Below are 23,999 nucleotides of genomic sequence, written 5' to 3'. Positions count from 1 at the left end.
GAGTGCATCTGATGAAATTTCTGCTGGTCCTGGTCGTGTTGCTGTACCTGGTATTTCAACCGGCGTCGGGCGCCGAGACGTGTCAGTCGAGCCTGTCGCCCGCGAGCGTGAACCTGGGTAGCGCAACGCGCGCCGACCTGCTGCAACGCACGGCGCTTGATGGCCGGGGCCCGGGCTTTGGTCTGCGCAGCGTGCACTTGCGGGTGCTGTGTCCCGACGTGCGCTTGATGCGCTGGGCTTTTGTCGCGCCCCCGGCCGATCCGCAACGTTTCCGTTGGGCGGCGGGCACGTTGCAACTGCGTATCGTGGCCGTGCGTCTCGACGGTGCGGCGGTGCACTGGCGGCTGGACAGCGGCCAAGCGCTCGAAGGCGATTTTCTGCGACCGGGTATCCACGTTGTTCCATGGCGGGCGGACGCCGGTATCCAGGGCAGCCTGCTGGAAGTGGAGCTGGAGCTGGATGCGCGGGTCGATGACGCCTCAAGCCGCCCCGTCGATTCGGTGCGGTTTGAAGGTCATGGCGCATTTACGGTGGATTAATCGGCTTCGGCCAACAGCTTGATCGCGGCCGCGCCGACCTTGCGCACGGCCTCTTCGATCAGCGCTGTGGGTTTGGCTGCGTAGTTCATGCGCAGGCAATTGCGGTACTTGCCCGAGGCGGAAAAGATGCTGCCGACGGCAATCTGTACGCCCTGATCGTGCAGCGCACGATTCAGTTTCAAAGTATCGAAACCTTCCGGCAGTTCGACCCAGAGCATGAAGCTGCCTTGCGGGCGGCTGGCGCGGGTGCCGGCCGGGAAATAACGGGTCACCCAATCGATCATCACATCGCGATTGCGCTGGTATTGCGTGCGCATCCGCCGCAAATGCGGCTCGAAGTGTCCGGACTTGAGAAATTCGGCAATGGCAATCTGCGGCTGTGGTGCTGTAGAGCCCGTGCTGATGTATTTCATGTGCAGCACCCGCTCGAGATAGCGACCGGGCGCGACCCAGCCGATGCGCAATCCCGGCGCGAGAGTCTTGGAAAACGAACTGCACAGCAGGACGCGGCCATCTTCGTCGAAGGATTTGATCGTGCGCGGACGCGGGTAGGTGTAAGCCAGTTCGCCATACACATCGTCCTCGATGATCGCCACGTCGAAGCGCTGGGCCAGGTTGAGCAGGGCGCGTTTGCGCGACTCCGGCATGATGTAGCCGAGCGGGTTGTTGCAGTTGGGCGTGAGCTGGATAACCTTGATCGGCCATTGCTCCAGCGCCAGTTCCAGCGCTTCGAGGCTGATGCCGGTGAGCGGGTCGGTGGGGATTTCCAGGGCTTTCATGCCCAGGCCTTTGAGGGTCTGCATGGCGCCGTGGAAGCTCGGCGAATCCACCGCGACGATGTCGCCGGGCTCGCAGATCGCGTGGATGCTGGTGGACAGCGCTTCGTGGCAACCGGTGGTGACCACCAGATCGCTGGCGCTCAACTGGCAGCCGGAATCGAGCATCAGCCGGGCGATCTGTTCGCGCAGTTCGAGGGTGCCGTGGATGTTGTCGTAATACAGACCGGGCATGTCCTGACGGCGGCTGATACGGGCCAGCCCGCGCAGCAGCGGTTTCATCGTCGGTGACGAGATGTCCGGCATGCCGCGACCGAGCTGCACCACGTCCTTGCGTGGCACGGCGCGAATCAGTTCCAGCACCTGATCCCACTGGGAAATCTCCACCGGCCGTTGCGCGGGGCGCCCGACTGCCGGCAGTTCAGGCAGCTCTCGACCCACGGGCACGAAGTACCCGGACTTGGGTTTCGGCGTGGCCAGGCCGCTGTCTTCCAGCATGCGATAGGCCTGCTGCACCGTGCTCAGGCTGACCCCGTGTTCTACGCTCAAGGCGCGCACCGACGGCAGGCGATCACCAGGACGGTAGAAGCCTTGTTCGATGCGGGTGCCGAGCAATTCGGCGAGATTCACATAGAGCGTCATGGCACTGCCTCGATGCAGATGATTCGTTAAACCAGTACAGATGCGGCGTAAATCGACAATTCAGTCTCGGGAACAGCAAATCTGTATGGAATTAATACAGATGTGTTGAATCTGTAATGCTTTTGCTCGCCCGCGCATCATGGAATCTCTGGCTACCCAAGTAAACAGGAGCAATGAAAATGAACGGTTTGAGCGATGTGCGGCTGACGTTACACAGTCAGGAACTGGAGGCAGGGCAACAGGACAACGCGCGCAACGAGATCATGCGCAATGCGCCGTCCGGCCTGAGTCGCTGGGGCCTGTTCTGGCATCGTCTGCACACGCGCAAGGCGTTGCTGCGCCTGACGCCCGAGCAGCTCAAGGACATCGGGCTGACCCGGGAGCAGGCGCTGGAGGAGGGGTTGAAGCCGTTCTGGCGGATTTAGAGGGATCGTTCCCACGCTCTGCGTGGGAACGCCGCCCCGGACGCTCCGCGTCCGCTGTGACGCAGAGCGTCACTGGATGCATTCCCACGCAGGAACGTGGGAACGAGCTCACACCAACTCTTTCAATCGATGCCACAACATCCCCAACGCCAACAGCGGCGAGCGCAGATGCTTGCCGCCGGGGAAGGTGATGTGTGGCACTTTGGCGAACAGGTCGAAGCCGCCGCTGTGCTGGCCACTGATGGCCTCGGCCAGCAGCTTGCCCGCCAGGTGCGTGGCATTCACGCCGTGGCCGGAATAGGCCTGGGCGTAATACACGTTCGGCTGCTCTGCGAGCCGGCCAATCTGCGGCAGACGGTTGGCACCGATGCCGATCATCCCGCCCCACTGAAAATCGATCTTCGCTGACGCGAGCTGTGGAAACACTTCGAGCATCTTCGGCTGCATGTACGCGCCGATGTCCTTTGGATCACGCCCCGAATAATGGCAGGCGCCACCGAACAACAGACGACGATCCGCCGAGAGTCGGTAGTAATCCAGCGCCACGCGCTGGTCGCAGACGGCCATGTTCTGTGGCAGCAGGGCGTGGGCCTGTTCTTCGCTCAGCGGTTCGGTGGCGATGATGTAGCTGCCGGCCGGCAGCACCTTGCCGCTGAGTTGCGGATTCAGATTGTTGAGATAGGCATTGCAGCCCAGCACCAGGGTTTTTGCTCGCACCGAGCCTTGCGCCGTGTGCACCCGGACTTCAGGGCCGTAGTCGATACGGGTGACCGCCGATTGCTCGAACAGCTTTACCCCGAGTTGCTGCGCCGCGGCGGCTTCGCCGAGTGCCAGGTTCAGCGGGTGCAGATGCCCGGAACCCATGTCGATCAAACCGCCGACGTAGCGTTTGGAGCCGACCACGGTGTGCATTTCGTTGGCCTGCAGCAGTCGGGTTTCATAGCGATAACCGAGGCCGCGCAGCTCTTCGGCGTCTTCGGCAAAACCTTCCAGGTCGGAAGGTTTGTTGGCGAGGTCGCAGTAACCCCAGGTCAGGTCGCAGGAGATCTGAAATTTCTCGACGCGCTGGCGGACGATTTCCACCGCTTCCAGGCCCATGAGTTTCATCTGGCGCACGCCGTCGGCGCCGATCACGTTGGCGAACTGATCGAGACCGTGACCGACCCCGCGAATCAGCTGCCCGCCGTTGCGACCGCTGGCGCCCCAGCCGATCCGGTGCGCTTCCAGCAGCACTACGCTCAAGCCGCGCTCCGCCAGCTCCAGCGCGGTGTTCAGCCCGGAGAAACCACCACCGACCACGCACACGTCCGCGATCAGTTCACCTTGCAGCACCGGATGGTCGGGTTGCGGCAGGCTGCTGGCGGCGTAATAGGAGGCAACGTGGGGTTGGCTCGCGGTGGCTTGGGCGCGGGCATTCATGGGCGTCATCCTGAGCGGGTGTCGAGAAAATTTGACGGAGCATAAGCCGCAGGCCCGAGGCTGGGCAACATTGGTCGGCCCGTGGTGTCTGGATCACGGCTTTTGCGGCACAATTGCCGCCTATTTCACTCCGGTTACCGCTGCAATGAGCTGCAACAGTCAGAAAATCCGCACCCTGCGTCAGCAGATTCCCACGTTTGAATGCGTGCCGGGCTGCCATGACTGTTGCGGGCCGGTGACTACCTCGCCCGAGGAAATGTCCCGCCTGCCGCGCAAGACCCGTGCCGAGCAGGACGCAGCGATGGAAGAGCTCAACTGTGTGCACCTGGGGCCAAATGGCTGCACGGTGTATGACGAGCGGCCGCTGATCTGCCGTTTGTTCGGCACCACCCAGACCTTGCCCTGCCCCAACGGCCGGCGGCCGGTGGAGCTGATTCATCCACGGGTCGAGAAGCAGGTGTTCGAGTACATGGCCGAAAATCGCCAGGTGCTGGTCTGAGCTCAGTCCGGAATCGGCAGGCTCAGGCTCTCTTTCACTTCTTCCATCACGATGTAGCTCTTGGATTCGCGTACGTGCGGCAGCTTGAGCAGGATGTCGCCCAGCAGCTTGCGGTACGAGGCCATTTCGGAAATCCGCGCCTTCACCAGATAGTCGAAATCCCCTGACACCAGGTGGCATTCGAGTACGTGGGGCAATTTCAGCACCGCGCGTCGGAACTCTTCGAAAGTATCGCCGGATTTGTAGTCGAGGCTGATCTCGACGAACACCAGCAGACTACCCTTCAAGTGCTGCGGATTCAGGCGGGCGTTGTAGCCCATGATGATCCCCTCGCGCTCCAGGCGCCGCACCCGCTCGGTACACGGCGTGGTGGAGAGCCCGACCTTCTCGCCCAGTTCGGTGAATGAAATCCGCCCGTCCGCCTGCAGGATCCGCAAGATGTTGCGGTCGATCTTGTCCAGCTCACGTTTGGTCTGAGTGTTGGTACGCATAGGGGATGCGCCTCCGTGAAAAGGGTTTTTGCCGAGAATTGTCGCCAAATATAGGCGCTTATACAGTGAAAAGCACTGGCAGATCTTTTTTACACTGCGCGCATCATTGCTCTAACAACAGACGTATGCGGCACGCCGCGATGAGGGATACAAAAATGCGCGTTATGGTCTTGGGTAGCGGCGTCATCGGTACCGCCAGTGCTTACTATCTGGCCCGTGCCGGGTTTGAAGTGGTGGTGGTCGACCGGCAGCCCGCCGCGGCCATGGAGACCAGTTTCGCCAACGCCGGCCAGGTCTCCCCGGGCTACGCCTCGCCGTGGGCCGCGCCGGGCGTACCGCTCAAGGCCATCAAGTGGCTGCTGCAACGCCATGCGCCGCTGGCAATCAAGGCCACCGCCGATATCGATCAGTACCTGTGGATGGCGCAGATGCTGCGCAACTGCACCGCCAACCGTTACGCGGTGAACAAGGAGCGCATGGTGCGTCTGTCCGAGTACAGCCGCGACTGCCTCGATGAATTGCGCGCCGAAACCGGCATTGCCTACGAAGGCCGCAGCCTCGGTACGACCCAGTTGTTCCGCACCCAGGCGCAACTGGATAACGCCGCCAAGGACATCGCCGTATTGAAAGAATCCGGCGTGCCGTTCGAAGTGCTCGACCGCGCCGGCATTGCCCGCGTCGAACCGGCTCTGGCCGGTGTCACCGACATCCTCGCCGGTGCCCTGCGCCTGCCGAACGACCAGACCGGCGACTGCCAGATCTTCACCACCCGCCTCGCCGAAATGGCCACCAAGCTCGGTGTGGAGTTCCGCTTCGGCCAGGACATCCAGCGCCTCGACTTCGCCGGTGACCGCATCAACGGCGTGTGGATCGACGGCAAGCTGGAAACCGCTGACCGCTACGTGCTGGCCCTCGGCAGCTACTCGCCGCAACTGCTCAAGCCGCTGGGCATCAAGGCCCCGGTGTATCCGTTGAAGGGCTACTCGCTGACCGTGCCGATCACCAACCCGGCGATGGCCCCGACCTCGACCATTCTCGACGAGACTTACAAAGTCGCGATCACCCGTTTCGACAACCGCATCCGCGTCGGCGGCATGGCGGAGATCGCCGGTTTTGACCTGTCGCTGAACCCGCGCCGGCGCGAAACCCTGGAGATGATCGTCAACGACCTTTATCCTCAGGGCGGCAATCTGGCCGAAGCGAGTTTCTGGACCGGCCTGCGTCCAACCACCCCGGATGGCACGCCGATCGTCGGCGCCACCCCGTTCAAGAACCTGTTCCTGAACACCGGTCACGGCACCCTCGGCTGGACCATGGCGTGCGGCTCCGGTCGCTTGCTGGCTGATTTGATGGCGAAGAAAAAGCCACAGATCAGCGCCGAAGGCCTCGATATTTCCCGTTATGGCAACACCACCCAGGAGTCCGCAAAGCATGGCAATCCAGCGCCAGCTCACCAATGAGCGCATGAGTCAGATCGTCAGCCACAACGGTACGGTGTATCTGTCCGGGCAGGTCGGCGATGACTTCAACGCCGGTGTCGAACAGCAGACCCGCGACGTCCTCGCCAACATCGAGCGTCTGCTCGATCTGGCCGGCACCGACAAACAGCATCTGCTGTCGGCGACGATCTACCTGAACGATATCGAAGCGCACTTTGCCGGCATGAATTCGGTGTGGGATCAGTGGCTGCCCAAGGGCGCCGCCCCGGCCCGTGCCACGGTTGAAGCGAAGATGGCCAAGCCGAGCATCCTGGTCGAGATCTCCATCGTCGCCGCGTTGCCGTAACCCGTTGTAAAGATCCCTCTCCCGGTGCTGTTGGCGGTTCACGCCGTCAGCCAGCGCCGGTTTTTATTCCCATGACCGCCAAGAAGTCTGCTGCCATGCGTCCTGCCCGTGCCCTGATCGACCTTCAAGCCCTGCGTCACAACTACCGTATCGCCCGTGAAGTCACCGGTGCCAAGGCACTGGCGGTGATCAAGGCCGATGCCTACGGCCATGGCGCGGTGCGTTGCGCTCAGGCGCTGGAGGCTGAAGCGGACGGCTTCGCGGTGGCCTGTATCGAAGAAGCGCTGGAGCTGCGTGCCGCCGGGATTCGCGCGCCGGTGCTGTTGCTCGAAGGTTTTTTCGAGGCCGATGAGCTGGCGCTGATCGTCGAGCACGATTTCTGGTGCGTGGTGCATTCGCTGTGGCAGCTCGAAGCGATCGAGCAGGCGGCGTTGAGCAAACCGATTACCGTGTGGCTGAAGCTCGACTCGGGCATGCACCGGGTTGGCCTGCATCCGAAGGATTACCCGGCGGCTTACCAGCGTCTGCTGGCCAGCGGCAACGTGGCGAAAGTCGTGCTGATGAGCCACTTCGCCCGGGCCGATGAGCTGCACGAGCAGAGCAGCGCCGATCAGGTTGCGGTGTTTGAAGCAGCGCGTCTGGGCCTGGCCGCTGAAGTCAGCCTGCGCAACTCGCCGGCGGTGCTGGGCTGGCCGCAGATTCATAGCGACTGGGTGCGGCCGGGCATCATGCTCTACGGCGCCACTCCGTTCGAAGAAGCCAACGCCGTGGCCGAGCGCCTGCAACCGGTGATGACGCTGGAGTCGAAAGTCATCAGCGTGCGTGAGCTGCCGGCCGGCGAACCGGTGGGTTACGGCGCGAAATTCATCACCGACAAGCCGATGCGCATCGGCGTGGTCGCCATGGGTTACGCCGACGGTTATCCGCGTCAGGCGCCCACCGGCACCCCGGTGCTGGTGGCCGGTCAGCGCAGCCGCATTCTTGGCCGGGTGTCGATGGACATGCTGTGCATCGATCTGACCGACGTGCCGGAAGCCGGCCTCGGTTCGACCGTCGAGTTGTGGGGCAAGAACATCCTCGCCAGCGACGTGGCGAAGTGGGCGGACACCATTCCGTACCAGATCTTCTGCAACCTGCGCCGGGTACCAAGGCTCTATTCCGAGGGTTGAAGCGCAAGCGGGGCCCAAGTGTTGTAAATACTGAACGCTGTCGCCATGATAACGCTCAATATTTCTACAGCATCAGGAGGCTCCAGCCTTGGACGTCGGTGAACGACTGCAATCGATCCGCAAGCTCAAAGGGCTTTCCCAGCGTGAACTCGCCAAGCGCGCGGGCGTCACCAACAGCACCATTTCGATGATCGAAAAGAACAGCGTCAGCCCTTCGATCAGTTCGCTGAGGAAAGTTCTGGGCGGGATTCCCATGTCCATGGTCGAGTTCTTTTCCGAAGAGATCCTGCAGGAAAAACCGACCCAGATCGTCTACAAGGCCAACGAGCTGATCGACATTTCCGACGGCGCCGTGACCATGAAACTGGTCGGCCGCGCGCACCCGAGCCGGGCCATCGCGTTCCTCAATGAAATCTACCCGCCGGGCGCCGACACCGGCGAAGAAATGCTCACCCACGAAGGCGAGGAAACCGGGATTCTGGTGGAAGGTCGCCTGGAACTGGTGGTGGGTCTTGAAACTTTTATCCTCGAAGCCGGCGACAGCTACTACTTTGAAAGTACCAAGCCGCATCGTTTCCGTAATCCGTTCGATGCACCGGCGCGACTAATCAGCGCAGCCACGCCGGCGAATTTTTAAACAAAGAGGCGCCAGGCCATACCGGCGAAGGCACCCGAAACGTTTTTCCACAGCGCGATATAACCCCTTCGACTTTGGGGTTGTTTCAGTGAAGCGGGCTAACCGCTATACTTGCGCCCGCCTGCGAACCGTGGCCGCAGGCGTGAATAGCCACCATTGAGGGTGAACGCGTGAACCTAATTATGAAAATGCTGGCTGCACCAGCAACCGTACTGGCCCTCTGGGCTGTCAGCGCTCAAGCTGCGACGAATGACGACATTGCCAAACGCCTCGAGCCTGTCGGCCAGGTGTGTGTTCAAGGGCAAGAGTGCAAGGGGATGGAAGTCGCTGCTTCGGCAGGCGGCGGTGGCGGCGCCAAGACGCCGGACGAAGTGATTGCCAAACATTGCAACGCTTGCCACGGCTCCGGCCTGTTGGGCGCTCCGAAAATCGGTGACGCCGCAGCCTGGAAAGAGCGCGCCGATCACCAGGGCGGCCTCGACGGCATCCTGGCCAAGGCCATCACCGGCATCAACGCCATGCCGCCGAAAGGCACCTGCGCTGATTGCTCGGACGACGAGCTGAAGGGCGCGATCCAGAAGATGTCCGGCTTGAAATAAGCCGCGCTTCTGACGAAAAAAACCGTCTTCGGACGGTTTTTTTGTGCCCGCGATTTGGGCCCGAGGCTGTTCTTTGCAGCAAACAACCGGCAATCTCGGTCGTACCTCTATTCACGGAACGGGCAGGAGGCTTCAGATGGTGCAGTTGTGTTCGATCGAACAGGCAGTGGACGACGTGCTGGCGCGGTTGCCGGCGCACATCCACATGGGCCTGCCGCTGGGGCTGGGCAAACCCAATCCCTTCGTCAACGCGCTGTACCGGCGGGTTGCCGGATTGCCCGAACGGCAGCTGACGATCTACACCGCCCTGTGCCTCGGCCGTCCGGCGTTGGGCGACGGTTTGCAGAAGCGGTTTATCGAACCCTTCGTCGAGCGGGTGTTCGGTGATTACCCGGAATTGGAATTTCTTGCCGACCTGCACCGCGACAGCCTGCCGTCCAACATCCGCATCGAGCAATTCTTCATGCAGCCTGGCAGCCTGCTCAACAGCGCGCCAGCCCAGCAGGATTACGTCAGCAGCAACTACAGCCACGCCGCCCGTGACATCAACGCCGCCGGCCTGAACCTGGTGGCGCAGTTGCTCGCCAGCAGCAGCGAACACCCGGATCGCTTGAGCCTGAGCTGCAACCCGGACATCACCCTCGACCTGTTCCCGATGATCGCCAAACGCCGGGCAGCGGGGGAGACCATTCTGCTGGTCGGCCAGGTGCACACCGAGTTGCCGTACATGCCGGGCGATGCCGAAGTCGATATCGATACCTTCGACCTGCTGATCGACGAGAAGGACAGCAGCACACTGTTCTCCACGCCAAACATGCCCGTCGGGTTTCAGGATCACTTCATCGGTTTGCACGCCAGTACCTTGGTACGCGATGGCGGTACTTTGCAGATCGGCATCGGTTCGATGGGCGACGCGCTGACCGCTGCGTTGCTGGCGCGTCAGGCCGACAACGCCGGATACCAGGACTTGCTGGCCGATGTGAACCTCAGCCAGTGGGCACAGTTGATCGAACGCGAGGGTGGCATCGAGCCGTTCGCCAAAGGCCTGTACGGTTGCAGCGAAATGTTCGTCAACGGTCTGCTGGTGCTGGCCGAAGCCGGGATCATCCGGCGCAAGGTTTACCCGGATGTGCAGACTCAGGAGCAGGCCAACGCCGGCACCCTCGACGAGGCTGCGCAAACCGATGGCCTGTCGATCCATGGCGGTTTCTTCCTGGGGCCGCGTAGTTTTTATGAGCGTTTGCGTGAGTTGCCGCTGAGCAAACGCCTTGAGTTCAACATGACCCGCATCAGCTACATCAACGAGCTGTACGGTCAGGAAGAGCTCAAGCGCCTGCAGCGTCTGGATGCGCGGTTTATCAACACCGTGTTCACCATGACCCTGCTGGGCGCCGGGGTGGCGGATCAACTGGAAGACGGGCGGGTGCTCAGCGGCGTCGGCGGCCAGTACAACTTCGTTGCCCAGGGCCATGCGCTGCACGATGCGCGCTCGATTCTGCTGCTGCGCAGCTGGCGCGAATCCGGTGGCGATGTCAGTTCGAACATTGTCTGGGAATACGGCCACTGCACGATTCCACGGCATTTGCGCGATATCGTGGTGACTGAGTACGGCATCGCCGATCTGCGCGGCAAGCCGGATGCGGTGGTGATCGAGGCGCTGTTGAACATCAGCGACTCGCGCTTCCAGCAGGGCCTGATCGAGCAGGCACAGAAGGTCGGCAAACTGCCGAAGGATTTCCGTCTCGATCCGCGCTTTACCGACAACACCCCGCAACGCTTGCAGGCGATTGCCGCGCGGCATCCGAACCTGTTTCCGGAGTATCCGCTGGGCTGCGATTTCACTGAGGTCGAGAAGGATCTGTTGCGGGCGCTGAACTGGCTCAAGAGCAAGTTCAAGCTGACCGAGATTCTGGAGCTGGGCAAGGCAGCGCTGGATGCGCCTGAGGCTTCGCTGTATCCGGAGCATCTGGAGCGGATGCAACTCACGAACCCGGAAGGTCTGAAGGAAGACCTGTTTCAGCGGTTGTTGCTCACTGGCCTGAAGGCCACCGCGCAGTAGCATCCGCCGCATCCCGGGGATGCGGCGGCAAGCTTGCGCCTTTCAGCGATTACTCGATGAAAGTAACCACGCCATCCTTCAGCGACTTCACGCGAGCCAGCGACTCGACGCGGTAACCCTGCGAATCCAGCTCCGCACGGCCGCCCTGGAACGACTTCTCGATCACGATGCCCAGGCCCGCGACGGTGGCGCCGGCTTGCTTGATGATCGAGATCAGCGCCTGGGACGCCTTACCGTTGGCCAGGAAGTCGTCGATGATCAGCACGCGGTCGCTGCTGGTCAGGTGACGCGGGGAGATGGCCACGGTGCTTTCGGTCTTCTTGGTGAACGAGTAAACGGTCGCCGACAGCAGGTTTTCAGTCAGAGTCAGGGACTGTTGCTTGCGGGCGAAGATCACCGGCACGCCGAGGTTCAGACCGGTCATGATCGCCGGAGCGATGCCCGAGGCCTCGATGGTGACGATCTTGGTGATGCCCGAATCCTTGAACAGCGTGGCGAATTCGTCGCCGATCAGCTTCATCAGGGCCGGGTCGATCTGGTGGTTCAGGAAGGCGTCGACCTTCAGGACCTGGTCGGAAAGCACAATGCCTAGTTCGCGGATTTTCTGGTGCAGGGCTTCCATGAAGCTGTCCTCTGTTGGCGCCTTGTGCGCCCTAAGGTTTTAAAAAAGTGGTCAATTCTAGCGCTTTAACATCGCGCGTATATCAGCCAATGCGCTGTTGCCCCGCACGGCTTTGACTTCGGTCGGTGTGTCGTCGTTGCCTTCCCAGGCCAGGTCGTCCGGCGGCAGCTCATCGAGGAAGCGGCTTGGCGCGCAGTCGATGATCTCGCCGTACTGTTTGCGCTTGGCGGCGAAGGTAAACGCGAGGGTCTGGCGCGCGCGGGTAATGCCCACGTAGGCCAGGCGGCGTTCTTCTTCGATGGTGTCGGCTTCGATGCTGGAGCGGTGCGGGAGGATTTCCTCTTCCATGCCCATGATGAACACGTAAGGGAATTCCAGGCCCTTGGACGCATGCAGGGTCATCATCTGCACGCCTTCGGCGCCGTCTTCCTCTTCCTGCTGACGTTCCAGCATGTCACGCAGGACGAGTTTGCCGATGGCGTCCTCTACGGTCATTTCGCCGTCTTCGTCTTTTTCCAGGGTGTTCTTCAAGGCTTCGATCAGGAACCAGACGTTGCTCATCCGGTAGTCCGCGGCCTTGTCGCTGGAGCTGTTGGTGCGCAGCCAGTTCTCGTAGTCGATGTCCATGACCATGCTGCGCAGGGCGGAGATCGGGTCTTCGCCGGCGCACTGCTCGCGCACCTTGTCCATGAAGCGCTTGAAGCGCGACAGGCGATCGGTGAAGCGGCTGTCCAGATGCTCGCCCAGGCCGAGTTCATCGGTGGCGGCGTACATCGAGATCTTGCGTTCGGTGGCGTAGTTGCCGAGTTTTTCCAGGGTCGTCGAGCCGATTTCCCGGCGCGGCACGTTGATCACCCGCAGGAAGGCGTTGTCGTCGTCCGGGTTCACGATCAGGCGGAAGTAGGCCATCAGGTCTTTCACTTCCTGGCGCCCGAAGAAGCTGTTGCCGCCGCTCAAACGGTACGGCACCTGATGGTGCTGCAGTTTCAGCTCGATCAGCTTGGCCTGGTAGTTGCCGCGATAGAGGATCGCGAAATCGCTGTACGGGCGGTCGGTGCGCAAGTGCAGGCTGAGGATTTCCATGGCCACGCGCTCGGCTTCGGCGTCCTCGTTGCGGCAGCGGATCACGCGGATCTCGTCGCCGTGGCCCATCTCACTCCACAGCTGCTTTTCGAATTCGTGCGGATTGTTCGAGATCAGCACGTTGGCGCAGCGCAGGATGCGGCTGGTGGAGCGGTAGTTCTGCTCCAGCATCACCACTTTCAGGGACGGATAGTCGTCCTTGAGCAGCATCAGGTTTTCCGGCCGCGCGCCGCGCCAGGCGTAGATCGACTGGTCGTCGTCGCCTACCACGGTGAACTGGTTGCGTTTGCCGATAAGCATTTTCACCAGCAAATACTGGCTGGCGTTGGTGTCCTGGTATTCGTCGACCAGCAGGTAACGGACCTTGTTCTGCCACTTTTCGAGGATGTCGGCGTGCTCTTCGAAGAGTTTCACCGGCAGCAGGATCAGGTCGTCGAAGTCCACCGCGTTGAACGCCTTGAGCGTGCGCTGGTAGTGGGTGTAGACGATGGCGGCGGTCTGTTCCTTGGGGTTGCGGGCATTTTCCAGGGCTTGGGCCGGCAGGATCAGGTCGTTTTTCCAGGCGCCGATCATGTTCTTGATCTCGTCGACGCCGTCGTCGCCTGCATATTCCTTCTGCATGATGTCGGTCATCAGCGACTTGACATCGGTTTCATCGAAGATTGAGAAACCGGGTTTGTAGCCCAGCCGTTCATGTTCCTTGCGGATGATGTTCAGGCCCAGGTTGTGGAAGGTGCAGACCGTCAGGCCGCGACCTTCGCCGGCACGCAGCAGGGTGCCGACCCGTTCCTTCATCTCGCGCGCGGCCTTGTTGGTGAAGGTCATGGCGACGATGTACTGGGCACGGATGCCGCAGTTCTGGATCAGGTGCGCAATCTTGCGCGTGATCACGCTGGTCTTGCCGGAGCCAGCACCGGCGAGCACCAATAGAGGGCCGCCGACGTAGTTCACGGCTTCTTGCTGCCGGGGATTGAGTCGGGACATACGAAAATTCGGGAGTCGTTGACGAAATGGGCCGGCATTTTAACAGGCTCAGCGATTTGTGCTGCTCTCTCCGACTTGTGACGCAGCACGCGATTCAAATTTGCCGGTTTTGTTACTTTCACGCAGGATGCGCGGTGATTTTGCGGCTAATGTTCTCATTCGTGACACAAAATAACGTTTTGATAACCGTTGTCGTTTGGTCATTGGTAGCCGCAACGGCATAATGCCCGCCGCCCACATCATTGCAGAGTCTAGGGAGTCAGCTTGACTACGCCTGTCGAACCCTTGCGTTTGCTGCTACTGGCCGAAGAGCCAGCGTGGACAGCGTTATTGCGCGAGTGTCTGGCTCCGTTGGGGAGTGCGGCGGTGCTGATCAGCGCGCCGAACTGGGAGTCGGTCAGCAGTCTGTTCGAAGACAACCGCCACGCGGTGTTGTTGACCGTTCCCGCGTTGCAGCCGGCGCCCGGCCGTTGCAGCCTGCCGACGGTATTGCTTCTGGAACACGAGCCGGCGACCGCGCCCGACGGCGTCAGCGACTGGCTGGTGTTCGATGCCCTTGATGCCGGCATGCTCCGGCGTTGCCTGCGGCATGTGCGCGAGCGCGGCGTGCTGGAAAACACCCTGCAACGCCTGGCCGAGCAGGATCCGCTGACCGGCATCGCCAACCGTCAGGGTTTCCAGACTCTTCTGACGGCGCGCTTGGCCGAAAACGACGGCCGCGGCCTGGCCCTCGGGCACCTCGATCTCGACAACTTCCGCCACGCCAACGACGCCCTCGGCCACCAGGCCGGCGACCGCCTGATCCTGCAAGTCGTCGCACGGCTGAAAAGCCAGCTGGAAGTCGGCGATCAACTGGCGCGCCTCGGCAGCGACGAATTCGCCTTGCTGATCGACACCCGCCGCGCCCCGCAACGGGCGGAATGGATGGCCGAACGCATCACCGAAGCCCTGGCCGAACCTTACTGGGTCGACGGCGAAAGCCTGTTGATCGGCTCCAGCCTGGGTATCGCCCATGCCCGGGCCCAGGGCGGCGCCGATCCGCTGATGTGGCACGCGCACATCGCCATGCAGCAGGCCAAGAGCACTCAGGGCTGCACCTTTCATATCTTCAACGAACGAATCAACCGCAACGCGCGAAGCATGGCCGACCTCGAAAGCGAGCTGCGCCGGGCCTTGCGCCGTGACGAGCTGGAGCTGCATTACCAGCCGCGCCTTAATCTGCAGGACGGCCAGATCGTCGGCCTCGAAGCCTTGGTGCGCTGGCGCCACAGTGAGCGCGGCCTGCTGCCACCGAGTGAATTCGTGCCGCTGGCCGAGCAGAGCGGCCTGATCGTGCCACTGGGTTACTGGGTGATTTCCCGGGCCCTGCGCGACATGCAGGCGTTGCGCGAGCGCGGTCTGCCGGCGCTGCACATGGCGATCAACCTGTCGTTCCGCCAGTTTCAGGACAGCCAGTTGCTGCCGACGCTCAGCCGTCTGATCGCCGAGCGCGGTGTCGAGGCGCAGTGGCTGGAATTCGAACTCACCGAAACCGCCGTGATGCGCCGCAGTGATCTGGTCAAGCAGACCATGGACGCGCTCGGTCGCCTCGGCGTGCGTTTCTCGCTGGATGATTTCGGCACCGGGTTCTCGTCGTTCGTGCACCTCAACAGCTTGCCGATCACCTTGTTGAAGATCGACAAGAGCTTTGTCGGCGGCATGGAGCAGCGTGAAGAGAACCGCAAACTGGTGCACGCGATGATCAACCTCGCGCACAACCTGCACCTGGAAGTGGTTGCCGAAGGGGTGGAAACCCGTGAGCAGCTGGATCTGTTGCGCGGGTTCGGCTGTGATCAGGTGCAGGGGTATCTGATCAGCAAGCCGTTGCCGTTGACGGAACTGGTTGATTACCTGGTGGCTGATGCCAGTCAGCCTCCGCTGGGAGTTGTGGTCTGAAGTACCAGTGGGCGGGAGCAGGGTTGCTCCCGCCGACCTGTCATTCCGGTTGAGCGATCTTGAAGCCTTGAGCTTGCGGCTCGAGCCGAATCATCCGCTTCATCTTCCATTCGAACGCCAGCGTCAGGCTCACCGCCGCACAGGCCAGTCCCAGCGCCAGACCCCACCACACGCCGGTCGGCCCCCAGTGCAGATGGAACGCCATCAGCCACGCCGCCGGCGCGCCGATCAGCCAGTAGCAACCGAGCCCGACCAGAAACGTGGTCTTGGCATCCTTGAGCCCGCGAATGCAGCCCATGGCAATCGTCTGCGTGCCGTCGAACAGTTCGAACCACGCCGCCACCGCCAGCAGGCTCACGGCCAGACGAATCACCTCGGCAAACGCCGGGTCGTTATGGTCGAGGAACAAACCGACCAGTTGATTCGGCAGCAGCCAGAACACCATCGCAAACGCCAGCATCACCACTGCACCGAAGACGATGCCGACCCGCCCGGACATCCGCGCATCGCTCAATTGCCCGGCGCCGTAGTGCTGGCCGACACGCATGGTGATCGCATACGACATACCCGCCGGAACCATGAACGCCACCGAGACGATTTGCAGGGCGATCTGGTGTGCCGCCAGTTGCGTGCTGCCCATGGTGCCCATGCACAGTGCCGCGAAGGCGAACAGCCCGACTTCCACCGCGTAGGTCCCGCCAATCGGCAGGCCCAGGCGCCAGAGTTCTTTGAGGTATTGCCGGTTCGGCCGCGACAGGCCTTCGCGCAATGGGTACGCGTCGTAGGCCGGATGCCGGCGAATATGCCAGGCCAGCGCCAATGCCATGCAGTTGGCGACAATCGCCGTGACCAGACCGATACCGGTCAGCCCCAGTTTCGGCAGGCCGAACATGCCGGTGATCAGCGCATAATTGAGCAGGAAGTTGGCCACCGTGCCGGCGAGGCTGATGACCATCACCGGTGTCGCCCGGCCGATGGCGCTGGTAAAACCGCGCAAGGCCATGAAGCTCAGGTAGCCGGGCAGGGCGAACGGCAGGGCGATCAGAAATTGCCCGGCGGCGTTGACGTTGGTCTCGGTCTGGCCGAACAGCAGCAACACCGGTTTCAGATTCCACAACAGCAACCCGGCACCCAACGCCATCAGCCACGCCAGCCACAGCCCGGCCTGAGTCAGGCGGGCGGCGCCGATGATGTCACCGGCACCCTGACGAATCGCCACCAGGGTGCCGACCGCCGCAATCACGCCAATGCAGAAGATCGACACGAACGAATAACTCGCCGCGCCCAGACCGCCACCGGCCAGCGCTTCGGGACTGAGGCGCGCCATCATCAGGGTGTCGGTCAGCACCATAAGCATATGCGCCAACTGCGAGGCGATCAACGGCCCCGCCAGCCGCAGGATGGCCCAGAGTTCGGTACGCACAGGTTGTTGCATGAGATGGGTGCCTGTTTATCGATTTGTAGGAAAAGTCCGTCGATTCTCGGCGCTCGAACCGCTTTGCACAAAGGGATAAAAAGGATGGGTGGCATGATTAAAACTCATCCTGCCGCGATTCTGCTAAGTTGGCGCAATCCCGCCATAGGAGCGCTGTGCATGTCCCGTCGTCTTCCGCCCTTGTATGCCCTGCGCGCATTCGAAGCGGCGGCACGCCACAGTTCGTTCACCCGGGCAGCCGAGGAGTTGTCGATCACTCAAAGTGCGGTGAGCCGACACATCCGTACGCTCGAGGAGCACTTCGCCTGCCGCTTGTTCCACCGCAGCGGGCGCAACCTGCAACTGACCGAGTCGGCGCGCCTGCTGCTGCCGGGCATCCGCGAGGGCTTCGCCGCTCTGGAGCGAGCCTGCAATACCTTGCGCGCCGAAGATGACATCCTGCGCATGAAGGCCCCGTCGACCCTGACCATGCGCTGGTTGCTGGCGCGGCTCAGTCGCTTCCGCCATTTGCAGCCAGGCAACGAGGTGCAACTGACCAGCGCGTGGATGGACGTGGACTCGGTGGACTTCAACAACGAACCCTTCGATTGCGCGGTGTTGCTAAGTGACGGGCATTTCCCGCCGGACTGGGAAGCCAGCCTGCTGTTTCCAGAGGAGCTGATTCCGGTCGGCGCGCCGAACCTGCTAAACGATCAACCGTGGGACGTAGCGCGGCTGGCCAGCGCCGAATTGCTGCACCCGACGCCGGACCGCCGCGACTGGCGCAGCTGGCTGGAACACATGGGGCTGTCGGATCAGGTGTCGCTCAAGGGCGGGCAGGTGTTCGATACCCTGGAACTCGGGATGATTGCGGCGGCTCGGGGCTATGGGGTTTCCATGGGCGATCTGCTGATGGTGGCCGAGGATGTCGCGCAAGGGCGCTTGAGTCTGCCGTGGCCGACGGCGGTCGCCAGCGGACTGAATTATTACCTGGTGTGGCCAAAGACCCGTCCGGGAGGTGAACGTTTGCGCCGCCTCAGCGACTTCCTGCAAGGCGAAGTCCGCGCCATGGCGCTGCCGGCGGTCACGCGCTTGAGCTGAAACGTTCGAGCCTGCACAATGCCGGCCTTTCGCTATACCCCTGCTGATCGCTCAAGTATTCGGTTTTACCGCCGAATACGTGCATGTGGAACCGTCGTGCCGGTCTCCACGATTCACCCCCACTATTAGAAAATTTCCGAGTCGGGATCAAGGAGGATCCCGTGGCTCGGCCAGGAGCTGTCCATGTCTCAACCTCGCGCTCGGATCGCCTCGCAGCTGGGCCTCGCGCTCGCCGTGATACTGGCGATAGTCATCAGCGGCAGTACGGTGTTCGCCCTGCGTTCGCTGGACACCGCCAACCTCGCCACCCGTGAAGAACACCTGGCCAGCGAGGCACGCCTGCTCGCCGATCAGCTGAGCACTTTTCACGGCACGCTGCGTGAAAGCACCCAGCGCCTGAGCGGGTTGTTCGAGAAGCGCTTCAGCGCGGGCCTGAGCATTCACCCGAGTGAGCCGGTCAATGTCGCGGGCACCCAGACCCCGGGCCTGCACCTGGGCAGTGAAGTGTTGAACAACAACTTCAAGGAAGTCGACGAGTTCAAACAGATGACGGCGGGCGTTGCCACGCTGTTCGTGCGCAGCGGCGAAGATTTCATTCGCGTCAGCACCTCCCTGAGCAAACAGGACGGCACCCGTGCCATCGGCACCGTGCTCGACCACGCCCACCCGGCCTATGCGAAGTTGATGGCGGGGCAGGGCTACGTCGGCCGCGCCTTGCTGTTCGATCGTTCCTACATGACTCAGTACACCCCGGTGCGTGACAGCAGCGGCAAGGTGATCGCGGTGTTGTTCGTCGGTTTCGATTACACCGACGCGCAGAACGCCCAGTTCGCCAACCTCAAGCGCTTCCGTATCGGCCAGACCGGCTCGCTGGCGTTGCTGGACGAAAAGAACCAGTGGCTGGTGGCGCCGGCTGGCGTACAGGCACTGGATCAAGCGGTTCCCGTAATCAACGGTCTGGCGAAAGCGCCGGGTAAAGGACAGTTCTGGAGCGACAAGTCCGAAGACTTCTACAGCATCGCCGTGCCGTTCGAAGGCGGCCCGTGGTCGGTGGTGGCGAGCATGCCGAAAGCCGAGATCCGTGCTGTGACCTGGAGCGTCGGCACTCAGTTGGCCATCGGCAGTCTGCTGGCGATGTTGCTGGCGGTCGGTTCCGTGGTCTGGTTGCTGCGCAGCAAGCTGGCGCCTTTGGGTGATCTGGTGCGTCAGGCCGAAGCCCTGGGTGCCGGTGATCTGAGCGTGCGTCTGAGCGTGTCGAGTAATGACGAAATCGGTCAACTGGCCCGCGCCTTCAACCAGATGAGCCAGGCCCTGTCGACCATGGTCGAACACATCCGCCGCGCCTCGGAAGAGGTCAACCGCCGTGCTCAAGCGCTGTCCGGTCTGTCTGGCGGCGCCTATGAAGGCATGGAGCAACAGTCTGGCGAAATCACCAGCATGGCCGGCGCCGTTGAAGAGTTCTCCGCCACGTCGCTGAACATTGCCGACAACATGGGCAACACCCAGCGTCTGGCCCAGGAAAACGCTCAGCAGACCCAGATCGGTCGCACGTCGATGGAAGAAGCGTCTTCCTCGCTGGAGCAGATTGCCGGCGCACTGAACACCACCGCGACCGTGATCAACACGCTCGGTCAGCGCTCGCAGGAAATCGGCGGCATCGTCAGCGTGATCACCTCGATTGCCGAACAGACCAACCTGCTGGCACTCAACGCCGCCATCGAAGCGGCCCGTGCCGGTGAGCAAGGTCGCGGGTTTGCCGTGGTGGCCGATGAAGTGCGCAATCTGGCGTCGCGTACTCGTCAGGCGACGGACGAAATCTCCGGGATGATCCACAGCATTCAGCAGGAAACCGGCAACGCCATCAGCACCATGGAACAAGGCAACGTGCTGATGCAGGAAGGCCTGTCGCGTAACGCCAACGTGGCGTCGGCGCTGGCGCGAATCGATGAGCAGAGCCGTTCGGCAGGCCAGCAGTTTGCGGCGATCACCACTGCGACCCAGGAGCAAAGCAGCACCGCGACGCTGTTGAGCAGCAACCTGCAGAGCATCGCGATGGCCAACAGCGAGCAGCGCGAAGTGGTGTCGAACCTGGCAATCACCGCCAAGGAACTGGAAGGCCTGGCAGCCGACCTGCGCCAGGAAGTCGACCGCTTCCGTTGAGGCGCCGTGCCCGCTTACTGGTAAGCGGAGAGGTCTTCGCTGGAGTCGACCTCTCCCCATTCTCCGCTGTAGGCCACGGCCGAGATCGGAACCCGACCCGCGTCGATGACACGTTGCAGGGTGTTGGTCATGTGCATCTTGTCGCGTTGTTCCGGGGTCAGTTCGGCTCGTAGCCGAACGACCTCTGCCCAGCCCTGCGGGGTGAGGCGCAGCAGCCCCATGTACTGACCCTGAACTTCGTCCACCGATTGCGGCTTGTTGCCGATTTCGGCCAGCGTGCCGGCGTCGGTCAGGCGGAACGTTTCGGCATCCAGCAACGGATCGCCGAAGCGCTGCGTCCACAGTGCCAGCCAATGGGGGTCGTAGGTGACGGCCAGCGATGCTTCGTTGGTCATCAACGACCGAACGGCGTCCGGGCTGTAGAAAATATCGGAATAACTCACGATGCACGGCTGGCCCTGCAGCCAGGATTCGGCGCACGCCAGCGACGACACCATGTTGGTGTCCGCCCAGCGCGGGTTGTGGAATTCGATCAGGCCACGCTCGGCCAGCAGCTCTCTTTTATAGCCGGTCACTACGGCGATTTCGCTGATGCCCGCCGCGCGCAAGGATTCCAGCTGCCATTCGAGCAGGGGTTTGCCTCGCAGCTCGACCAGGCACTTGGGGCGCTCATCCGTGAGGCTTTTCATGCGACTGCCACGTCCGGCAGCCAGAATAATGGCTTTCACAACACGTCTATCCCGTGAGTTATTGAAGGGGGGCGGGTTCGCCGAACAGCAGCCGGATACGTTCAAGGTCGTGGGCGGCAAAATCCGCTTCGCGTTCCGGGTGCCACATCCACCCTTCCCAAGGCAGCTGATGGTGGCGGATGGCTTCGATTTCACCGTCTTCGCTGCGTGCCATGACGTCGAAACCCTGCGGGCAACCGGCAAGAGCGAGGCCGTGATAGCTGTTCACCTCGGCGACGATCCGGCCGGACAGCTGATGCCGGGTTCGCACATGACCGGTCACCGGTTTCAACTCGCCGCCAGCCTCGTGCGCCAGCATCTGCATGCCGCGACAAATGCCCAGTACTGGCAACTGACGTTCGCGAGCGTGATCCAGTAACTCGCTCTCGGTACGGTCGCGGGCCGGGCACTGACCGATGTCATTGCCACCCGACAGCACAATGGCGTGTGGCGCGACGGCCGCCAGCCAGTGATCGAGCGGCAAGCCGTTGGGCACGGGTACCGGGATGAAACCGGCTGCCAGAAGGAACCCGATCAGGCGCTGGTCCAGCGCATCGCGGGTTTCTTCGCGCTCTGGATGGCTGTCCACCCTTTGACTGACCGCGACCACCTTCATGTCATCATCTCCACCCGGCGGCCCGGGCAATCCAGGTGCAGGAAATCCGCGGTCGACCAGCGACGGTAAAGCACTTCACCCGCACCAATGACGGCTGGCAAGCCCAGTTCGCCCGCGCGAATCGCCATGTGCGAATTGGCACCGCCCCAGGCGGTGATCAGGCCGGCAATCGGGTAGGCGAACAGCCAGTCGAAGCCCGGGTCGGCATTGGGAATGCAGACGATGGCCCCGGCGAGTTTGTCCCGGTCGTCGCACAGCACAACCGGCGCGGTCACGCGTTTCTGCGTGATGAAATTGGGCGCCGTTTCCGGCCACTCGAAGCTCCAGACATCTTCCGGCCGGGTGATCACTGGCGGCAGGGATAACTTTAGTGTCTCGGCGTAACGCGCCTTGCCCTGCTCGATGCTGCGCAGCAGCACTTCCTTGGGCTCCGCTGCTGCCACGTGCAGTTCGGTGAAAGCACGGATGTCGCAATAAGCAAGATCTTCACGCCCGATACCATGCTCGGCACCGACTTGCGCAATCAACGCCAGTGCGTCGGACAGGTTGCGGGTGAAGTGAAACTTCGCCAGTTCGCGAAGTTCGATGCCATTTTGCAGGAAGTCCAGCAAACCTACCGGATCAGGCTGCAAACCATGAGCTTCCAGCAGCTTCACGATCTCGCGCATCTGCGGCAGCGTCAGCGAAAACGGTTGAAGCGGTTCCGGAGCGGCGGGGCGCTGGGTCCAGTCGAAATAGAGTTCCGGCGCTTCGTCGTAGCGGGGAGAAAGGATGTCGTAGGTGCCCGGCCGCAGATGGCCGTAACGGGCGAGGAAGGTCGTCTTGTCGAGCGTCGCCCGGTCGCGCGCCAGCTGCCCGCTGACGGTTGAAACCCCTGCCATGAACGCATCGTAGTCGGCCTGCGAGAACACGCCCACGGACACCAGTGACCTGAGCATCTGCACGGCGACGAACCCCGCACGTGCCAGGCCGGCGAACGGCAGGGTGCCGTAGCGTTTTGCATCTTCCAGCAGCCAGTAAATGCGCTCCAGCGGGTCGGCGTCGGAGGCCAGCAGCTCTTCACGACGGGCATTGAGCACATCCAGCTTGTTGGCATCGCTGCGCCACAGACCGTCCTTGGGATGGACGATGCGGTTGGTCAGTTTGCGCAGGCTGGTGCTGATCGCTTCCAGCTCGTGGGGCTGAAAGCCTGCATCGGCGAGGCGTTCCAGCTGCTGCGAGAGGTCCAGGGTGTAGCACGAGAACACGATTTCGAACTCCACCTTGTCGTGGAGTGTCGGTTCGGCCAGCAATCTGTCGATGTAATAGTCGACCAGTCGTCCCGCCAGATCCTCATCGAGGTCCGCCGGAATGAACGAGTTGAACGACAGGCGCACATCGATATAGGGCAAGCCGAAAAAGTGCGGCATCAGCGGAAAGCTGCGCAGGTTGCGGTAGCCGTAGTTGTGCCGCTGGTAAGCCCAGATGGAATCGGTCACCAGATCCCGGTACAGCGAGAGCGCCAACGGTTTGGGCCGGATTCCGATGATCTCGGCCGGGTTCCAGTCAGGCATCACGCCATAGACCGTGCGCTGGCCGATCAGGAACGGATGCGGTCGCATGCCGCGCGCCACTTTGCGCTGAATGCTGTCCAGGCGGGCCGATTGCTCGGCATCGGTCTCCGGACGGGAAGGCAGGATCAGTGGCCTGGCCTGCAACAGCCAGAGCACTTCGCCTTCGATTTCCCGAGTGACGGCAAACTCGCAGTCGACAGGCCTGCCACCGAACAGCACCAGCAACTCTTCGAGCAAACCAACCACGGGTGCGAGGGACGCGGGCGCTGCAACCTTGCTCTGGGCGGCCTGCTGCCAGAGCCGCCCGCCCATGCCACCGGTCACCGAGGCCGTGTCGCTGCCTTCCGACCAGTTCACCACGCGATAGGGTGCGCAGGTGTTGGGGTCATGGGAAAACGCCACGCCGGAACGCAGCACATTCTCCAGCATGGGCTGGATCAGTATTTCGTCCGCCGGATACGCCTCGCCATAACTGGCGATGACCTGTTCCACCGCCGGGCTCAGCCCTGCATCGTCGACATTCGGGATCGACAGGAAGGCGCCCGCGAAGGACGCCTGGGCGCTGTCCTCACGCCCGCAACTGGAGCGTACGATCCACGGGGCGGCCGGCAGCCGCTCACCGATCGCCTGGACACAGGCTTGCCGGTCCCGTCGCCAGTCCGCCACAGTGAATGCCAGCAGCGGAGCAATGCGGGCCGAGGTGAGCCGTCCTTGCAGGCTGGACAGCGTCCCGGCCTTGGTAGAGAAATGCAGGGCCATCAGG

21 protein-coding genes are annotated in these 23,999 nt (G+C 62.3%); 12 read left to right on the top strand and 9 right to left on the bottom strand.

What is annotated here, in order from left to right; genetic code table 11:
* The first annotated feature begins 11 nt into the window (after positions 1-11).
* On the top strand, positions 12-539 hold the full coding sequence (locus AC1RT4_RS08580) for a DUF1120 domain-containing protein (RefSeq protein WP_493084975.1): 528 nt from the start codon (positions 12-14) through the stop codon (positions 537-539).
* On the opposite strand, the gene AC1RT4_RS08575 is transcribed toward AC1RT4_RS08580, so the two are convergent.
* The gene (locus AC1RT4_RS08575) at positions 536-1,957 is read right to left on the bottom strand and encodes an aminotransferase-like domain-containing protein (protein WP_493084973.1); all 1,422 of its coding nucleotides are present in this window, start codon (positions 1,955-1,957) and stop codon (positions 536-538) included. The two genes, AC1RT4_RS08580 and AC1RT4_RS08575, sit on opposite strands and share 4 nt — an antisense overlap.
* A gap of 179 nt (positions 1,958-2,136) precedes the next feature.
* On the opposite strand from AC1RT4_RS08575, the gene AC1RT4_RS08570 reads away from it, so the two are divergent.
* Entirely contained in the window at positions 2,137-2,382 is a 246-nt protein-coding gene (locus AC1RT4_RS08570) for a DUF1127 domain-containing protein (RefSeq protein ID WP_007954481.1), read from the top strand.
* 108 nt (positions 2,383-2,490) lie between these two features.
* On the opposite strand, the gene AC1RT4_RS08565 is transcribed toward AC1RT4_RS08570, so the two are convergent.
* Positions 2,491-3,801: an NAD(P)/FAD-dependent oxidoreductase gene (locus AC1RT4_RS08565; protein WP_493084971.1), complete on the bottom strand. Its 1,311-nt coding sequence runs from the start codon at positions 3,799-3,801 to the stop codon at positions 2,491-2,493.
* A 145-nt stretch (positions 3,802-3,946) separates the two neighbouring features.
* Between AC1RT4_RS08565 and AC1RT4_RS08560 the strand changes: the two genes are divergently transcribed.
* Positions 3,947-4,300, top strand: coding sequence for a YkgJ family cysteine cluster protein (locus AC1RT4_RS08560; RefSeq protein WP_007954485.1), 354 nt, complete (start codon positions 3,947-3,949; stop codon positions 4,298-4,300).
* Between the two features lie 2 nt (positions 4,301-4,302).
* Here AC1RT4_RS08560 and AC1RT4_RS08555 read toward each other — a convergent pair whose 3' ends face one another.
* Positions 4,303-4,791 (bottom strand): Lrp/AsnC ligand binding domain-containing protein, encoded by a 489-nt coding sequence (locus AC1RT4_RS08555; RefSeq protein WP_003177284.1) that lies wholly within the window; start codon positions 4,789-4,791, stop codon positions 4,303-4,305.
* Between the two features lie 155 nt (positions 4,792-4,946).
* Here AC1RT4_RS08555 and dadA point away from each other — a divergent pair, with 155 nt between their 5' ends.
* The 6 genes from dadA (at position 4,947) to AC1RT4_RS08525 (ending at position 11,040) form a co-directional block, all read left to right on the top strand.
* A complete protein-coding gene (gene dadA / locus AC1RT4_RS08550) occupies positions 4,947-6,251 on the top strand; it encodes a D-amino acid dehydrogenase (protein WP_007954487.1) in 1,305 nt (434 codons plus the stop codon).
* The gene (locus tag AC1RT4_RS08545; RefSeq protein WP_039765240.1) at positions 6,223-6,576 is read left to right on the top strand and encodes a RidA family protein; all 354 of its coding nucleotides are present in this window, start codon (positions 6,223-6,225) and stop codon (positions 6,574-6,576) included. The genes dadA and AC1RT4_RS08545 overlap by 29 nt, the downstream gene beginning before the upstream one ends.
* Before the next feature lie 95 nt (positions 6,577-6,671).
* Positions 6,672-7,745 (top strand): alanine racemase, encoded by a 1,074-nt coding sequence (gene alr / locus AC1RT4_RS08540; protein ID WP_493084968.1) that lies wholly within the window; start codon positions 6,672-6,674, stop codon positions 7,743-7,745.
* Between the two features lie 88 nt (positions 7,746-7,833).
* Positions 7,834-8,382 (top strand): cupin domain-containing protein, encoded by a 549-nt coding sequence (locus AC1RT4_RS08535; protein ID WP_003229444.1) that lies wholly within the window; start codon positions 7,834-7,836, stop codon positions 8,380-8,382.
* A gap of 182 nt (positions 8,383-8,564) precedes the next feature.
* Positions 8,565-8,981 carry a c-type cytochrome gene (locus AC1RT4_RS08530; RefSeq protein WP_045121730.1) on the top strand — a complete coding sequence of 139 codons (417 nt, stop codon included), beginning with the start codon at positions 8,565-8,567 and terminating at the stop codon, positions 8,979-8,981.
* A gap of 136 nt (positions 8,982-9,117) precedes the next feature.
* The gene (locus AC1RT4_RS08525) at positions 9,118-11,040 is read left to right on the top strand and encodes an acetyl-CoA hydrolase/transferase C-terminal domain-containing protein (protein WP_493084963.1); all 1,923 of its coding nucleotides are present in this window, start codon (positions 9,118-9,120) and stop codon (positions 11,038-11,040) included.
* 49 nt (positions 11,041-11,089) lie between these two features.
* Here the strand turns inward: AC1RT4_RS08525 and AC1RT4_RS08520 are convergent, their stop codons facing one another.
* Together AC1RT4_RS08520 and rep are read right to left on the bottom strand one after the other, a co-directional pair.
* The gene (locus AC1RT4_RS08520) at positions 11,090-11,662 is read right to left on the bottom strand and encodes a xanthine phosphoribosyltransferase (protein ID WP_007954497.1); all 573 of its coding nucleotides are present in this window, start codon (positions 11,660-11,662) and stop codon (positions 11,090-11,092) included.
* A 57-nt stretch (positions 11,663-11,719) separates the two neighbouring features.
* The gene (gene rep, locus AC1RT4_RS08515) at positions 11,720-13,729 is read right to left on the bottom strand and encodes a DNA helicase Rep (RefSeq protein WP_007954499.1); all 2,010 of its coding nucleotides are present in this window, start codon (positions 13,727-13,729) and stop codon (positions 11,720-11,722) included.
* Between the two features lie 264 nt (positions 13,730-13,993).
* Here rep and AC1RT4_RS08510 point away from each other — a divergent pair, with 264 nt between their 5' ends.
* On the top strand, positions 13,994-15,664 hold the full coding sequence (locus tag AC1RT4_RS08510; RefSeq protein WP_493084960.1) for a putative bifunctional diguanylate cyclase/phosphodiesterase: 1,671 nt from the start codon (positions 13,994-13,996) through the stop codon (positions 15,662-15,664).
* Positions 15,665-15,704: 40 nt separating this feature from the next.
* Here the strand turns inward: AC1RT4_RS08510 and AC1RT4_RS08505 are convergent, their stop codons facing one another.
* A complete protein-coding gene (locus AC1RT4_RS08505; RefSeq protein ID WP_493084958.1) occupies positions 15,705-17,099 on the bottom strand; it encodes a NorM family multidrug efflux MATE transporter in 1,395 nt (464 codons plus the stop codon).
* Between the two features lie 159 nt (positions 17,100-17,258).
* On the opposite strand from AC1RT4_RS08505, the gene AC1RT4_RS08500 reads away from it, so the two are divergent.
* On the top strand, positions 17,259-18,179 hold the full coding sequence (locus AC1RT4_RS08500) for a LysR substrate-binding domain-containing protein (protein WP_236182282.1): 921 nt from the start codon (positions 17,259-17,261) through the stop codon (positions 18,177-18,179).
* A 183-nt stretch (positions 18,180-18,362) separates the two neighbouring features.
* Positions 18,363-20,339: a methyl-accepting chemotaxis protein gene (locus AC1RT4_RS08495; protein WP_474732660.1), complete on the top strand. Its 1,977-nt coding sequence runs from the start codon at positions 18,363-18,365 to the stop codon at positions 20,337-20,339.
* 14 nt (positions 20,340-20,353) lie between these two features.
* Here AC1RT4_RS08495 and AC1RT4_RS08490 read toward each other — a convergent pair whose 3' ends face one another.
* Genes AC1RT4_RS08490 through AC1RT4_RS08480 form a run of 3 tightly spaced genes read right to left on the bottom strand, consistent with a single transcriptional unit; the run spans position 20,354 to position 23,995 of the window.
* On the bottom strand, positions 20,354-21,067 hold the full coding sequence (locus tag AC1RT4_RS08490) for a phosphocholine cytidylyltransferase family protein (RefSeq protein WP_493084955.1): 714 nt from the start codon (positions 21,065-21,067) through the stop codon (positions 20,354-20,356).
* A 19-nt stretch (positions 21,068-21,086) separates the two neighbouring features.
* Positions 21,087-21,683, bottom strand: coding sequence for a gamma-glutamyl-gamma-aminobutyrate hydrolase family protein (locus AC1RT4_RS08485; RefSeq protein WP_493084953.1), 597 nt, complete (start codon positions 21,681-21,683; stop codon positions 21,087-21,089).
* Positions 21,680-23,995, bottom strand: coding sequence for a PEP-utilizing enzyme (locus AC1RT4_RS08480; protein ID WP_493084951.1), 2,316 nt, complete (start codon positions 23,993-23,995; stop codon positions 21,680-21,682). Before AC1RT4_RS08480 ends, AC1RT4_RS08485 begins: the two co-directional genes overlap by 4 nt.
* Positions 23,996-23,999: the final 4 nt, after the last annotated feature.

The organism is Pseudomonas sp. GW821-FHT11D10, assembly GCF_058808435.1.
The sequence above is the reverse complement of the archived record's forward strand: the minus strand, read 5'-3'. Positions and strand labels throughout refer to the sequence as shown.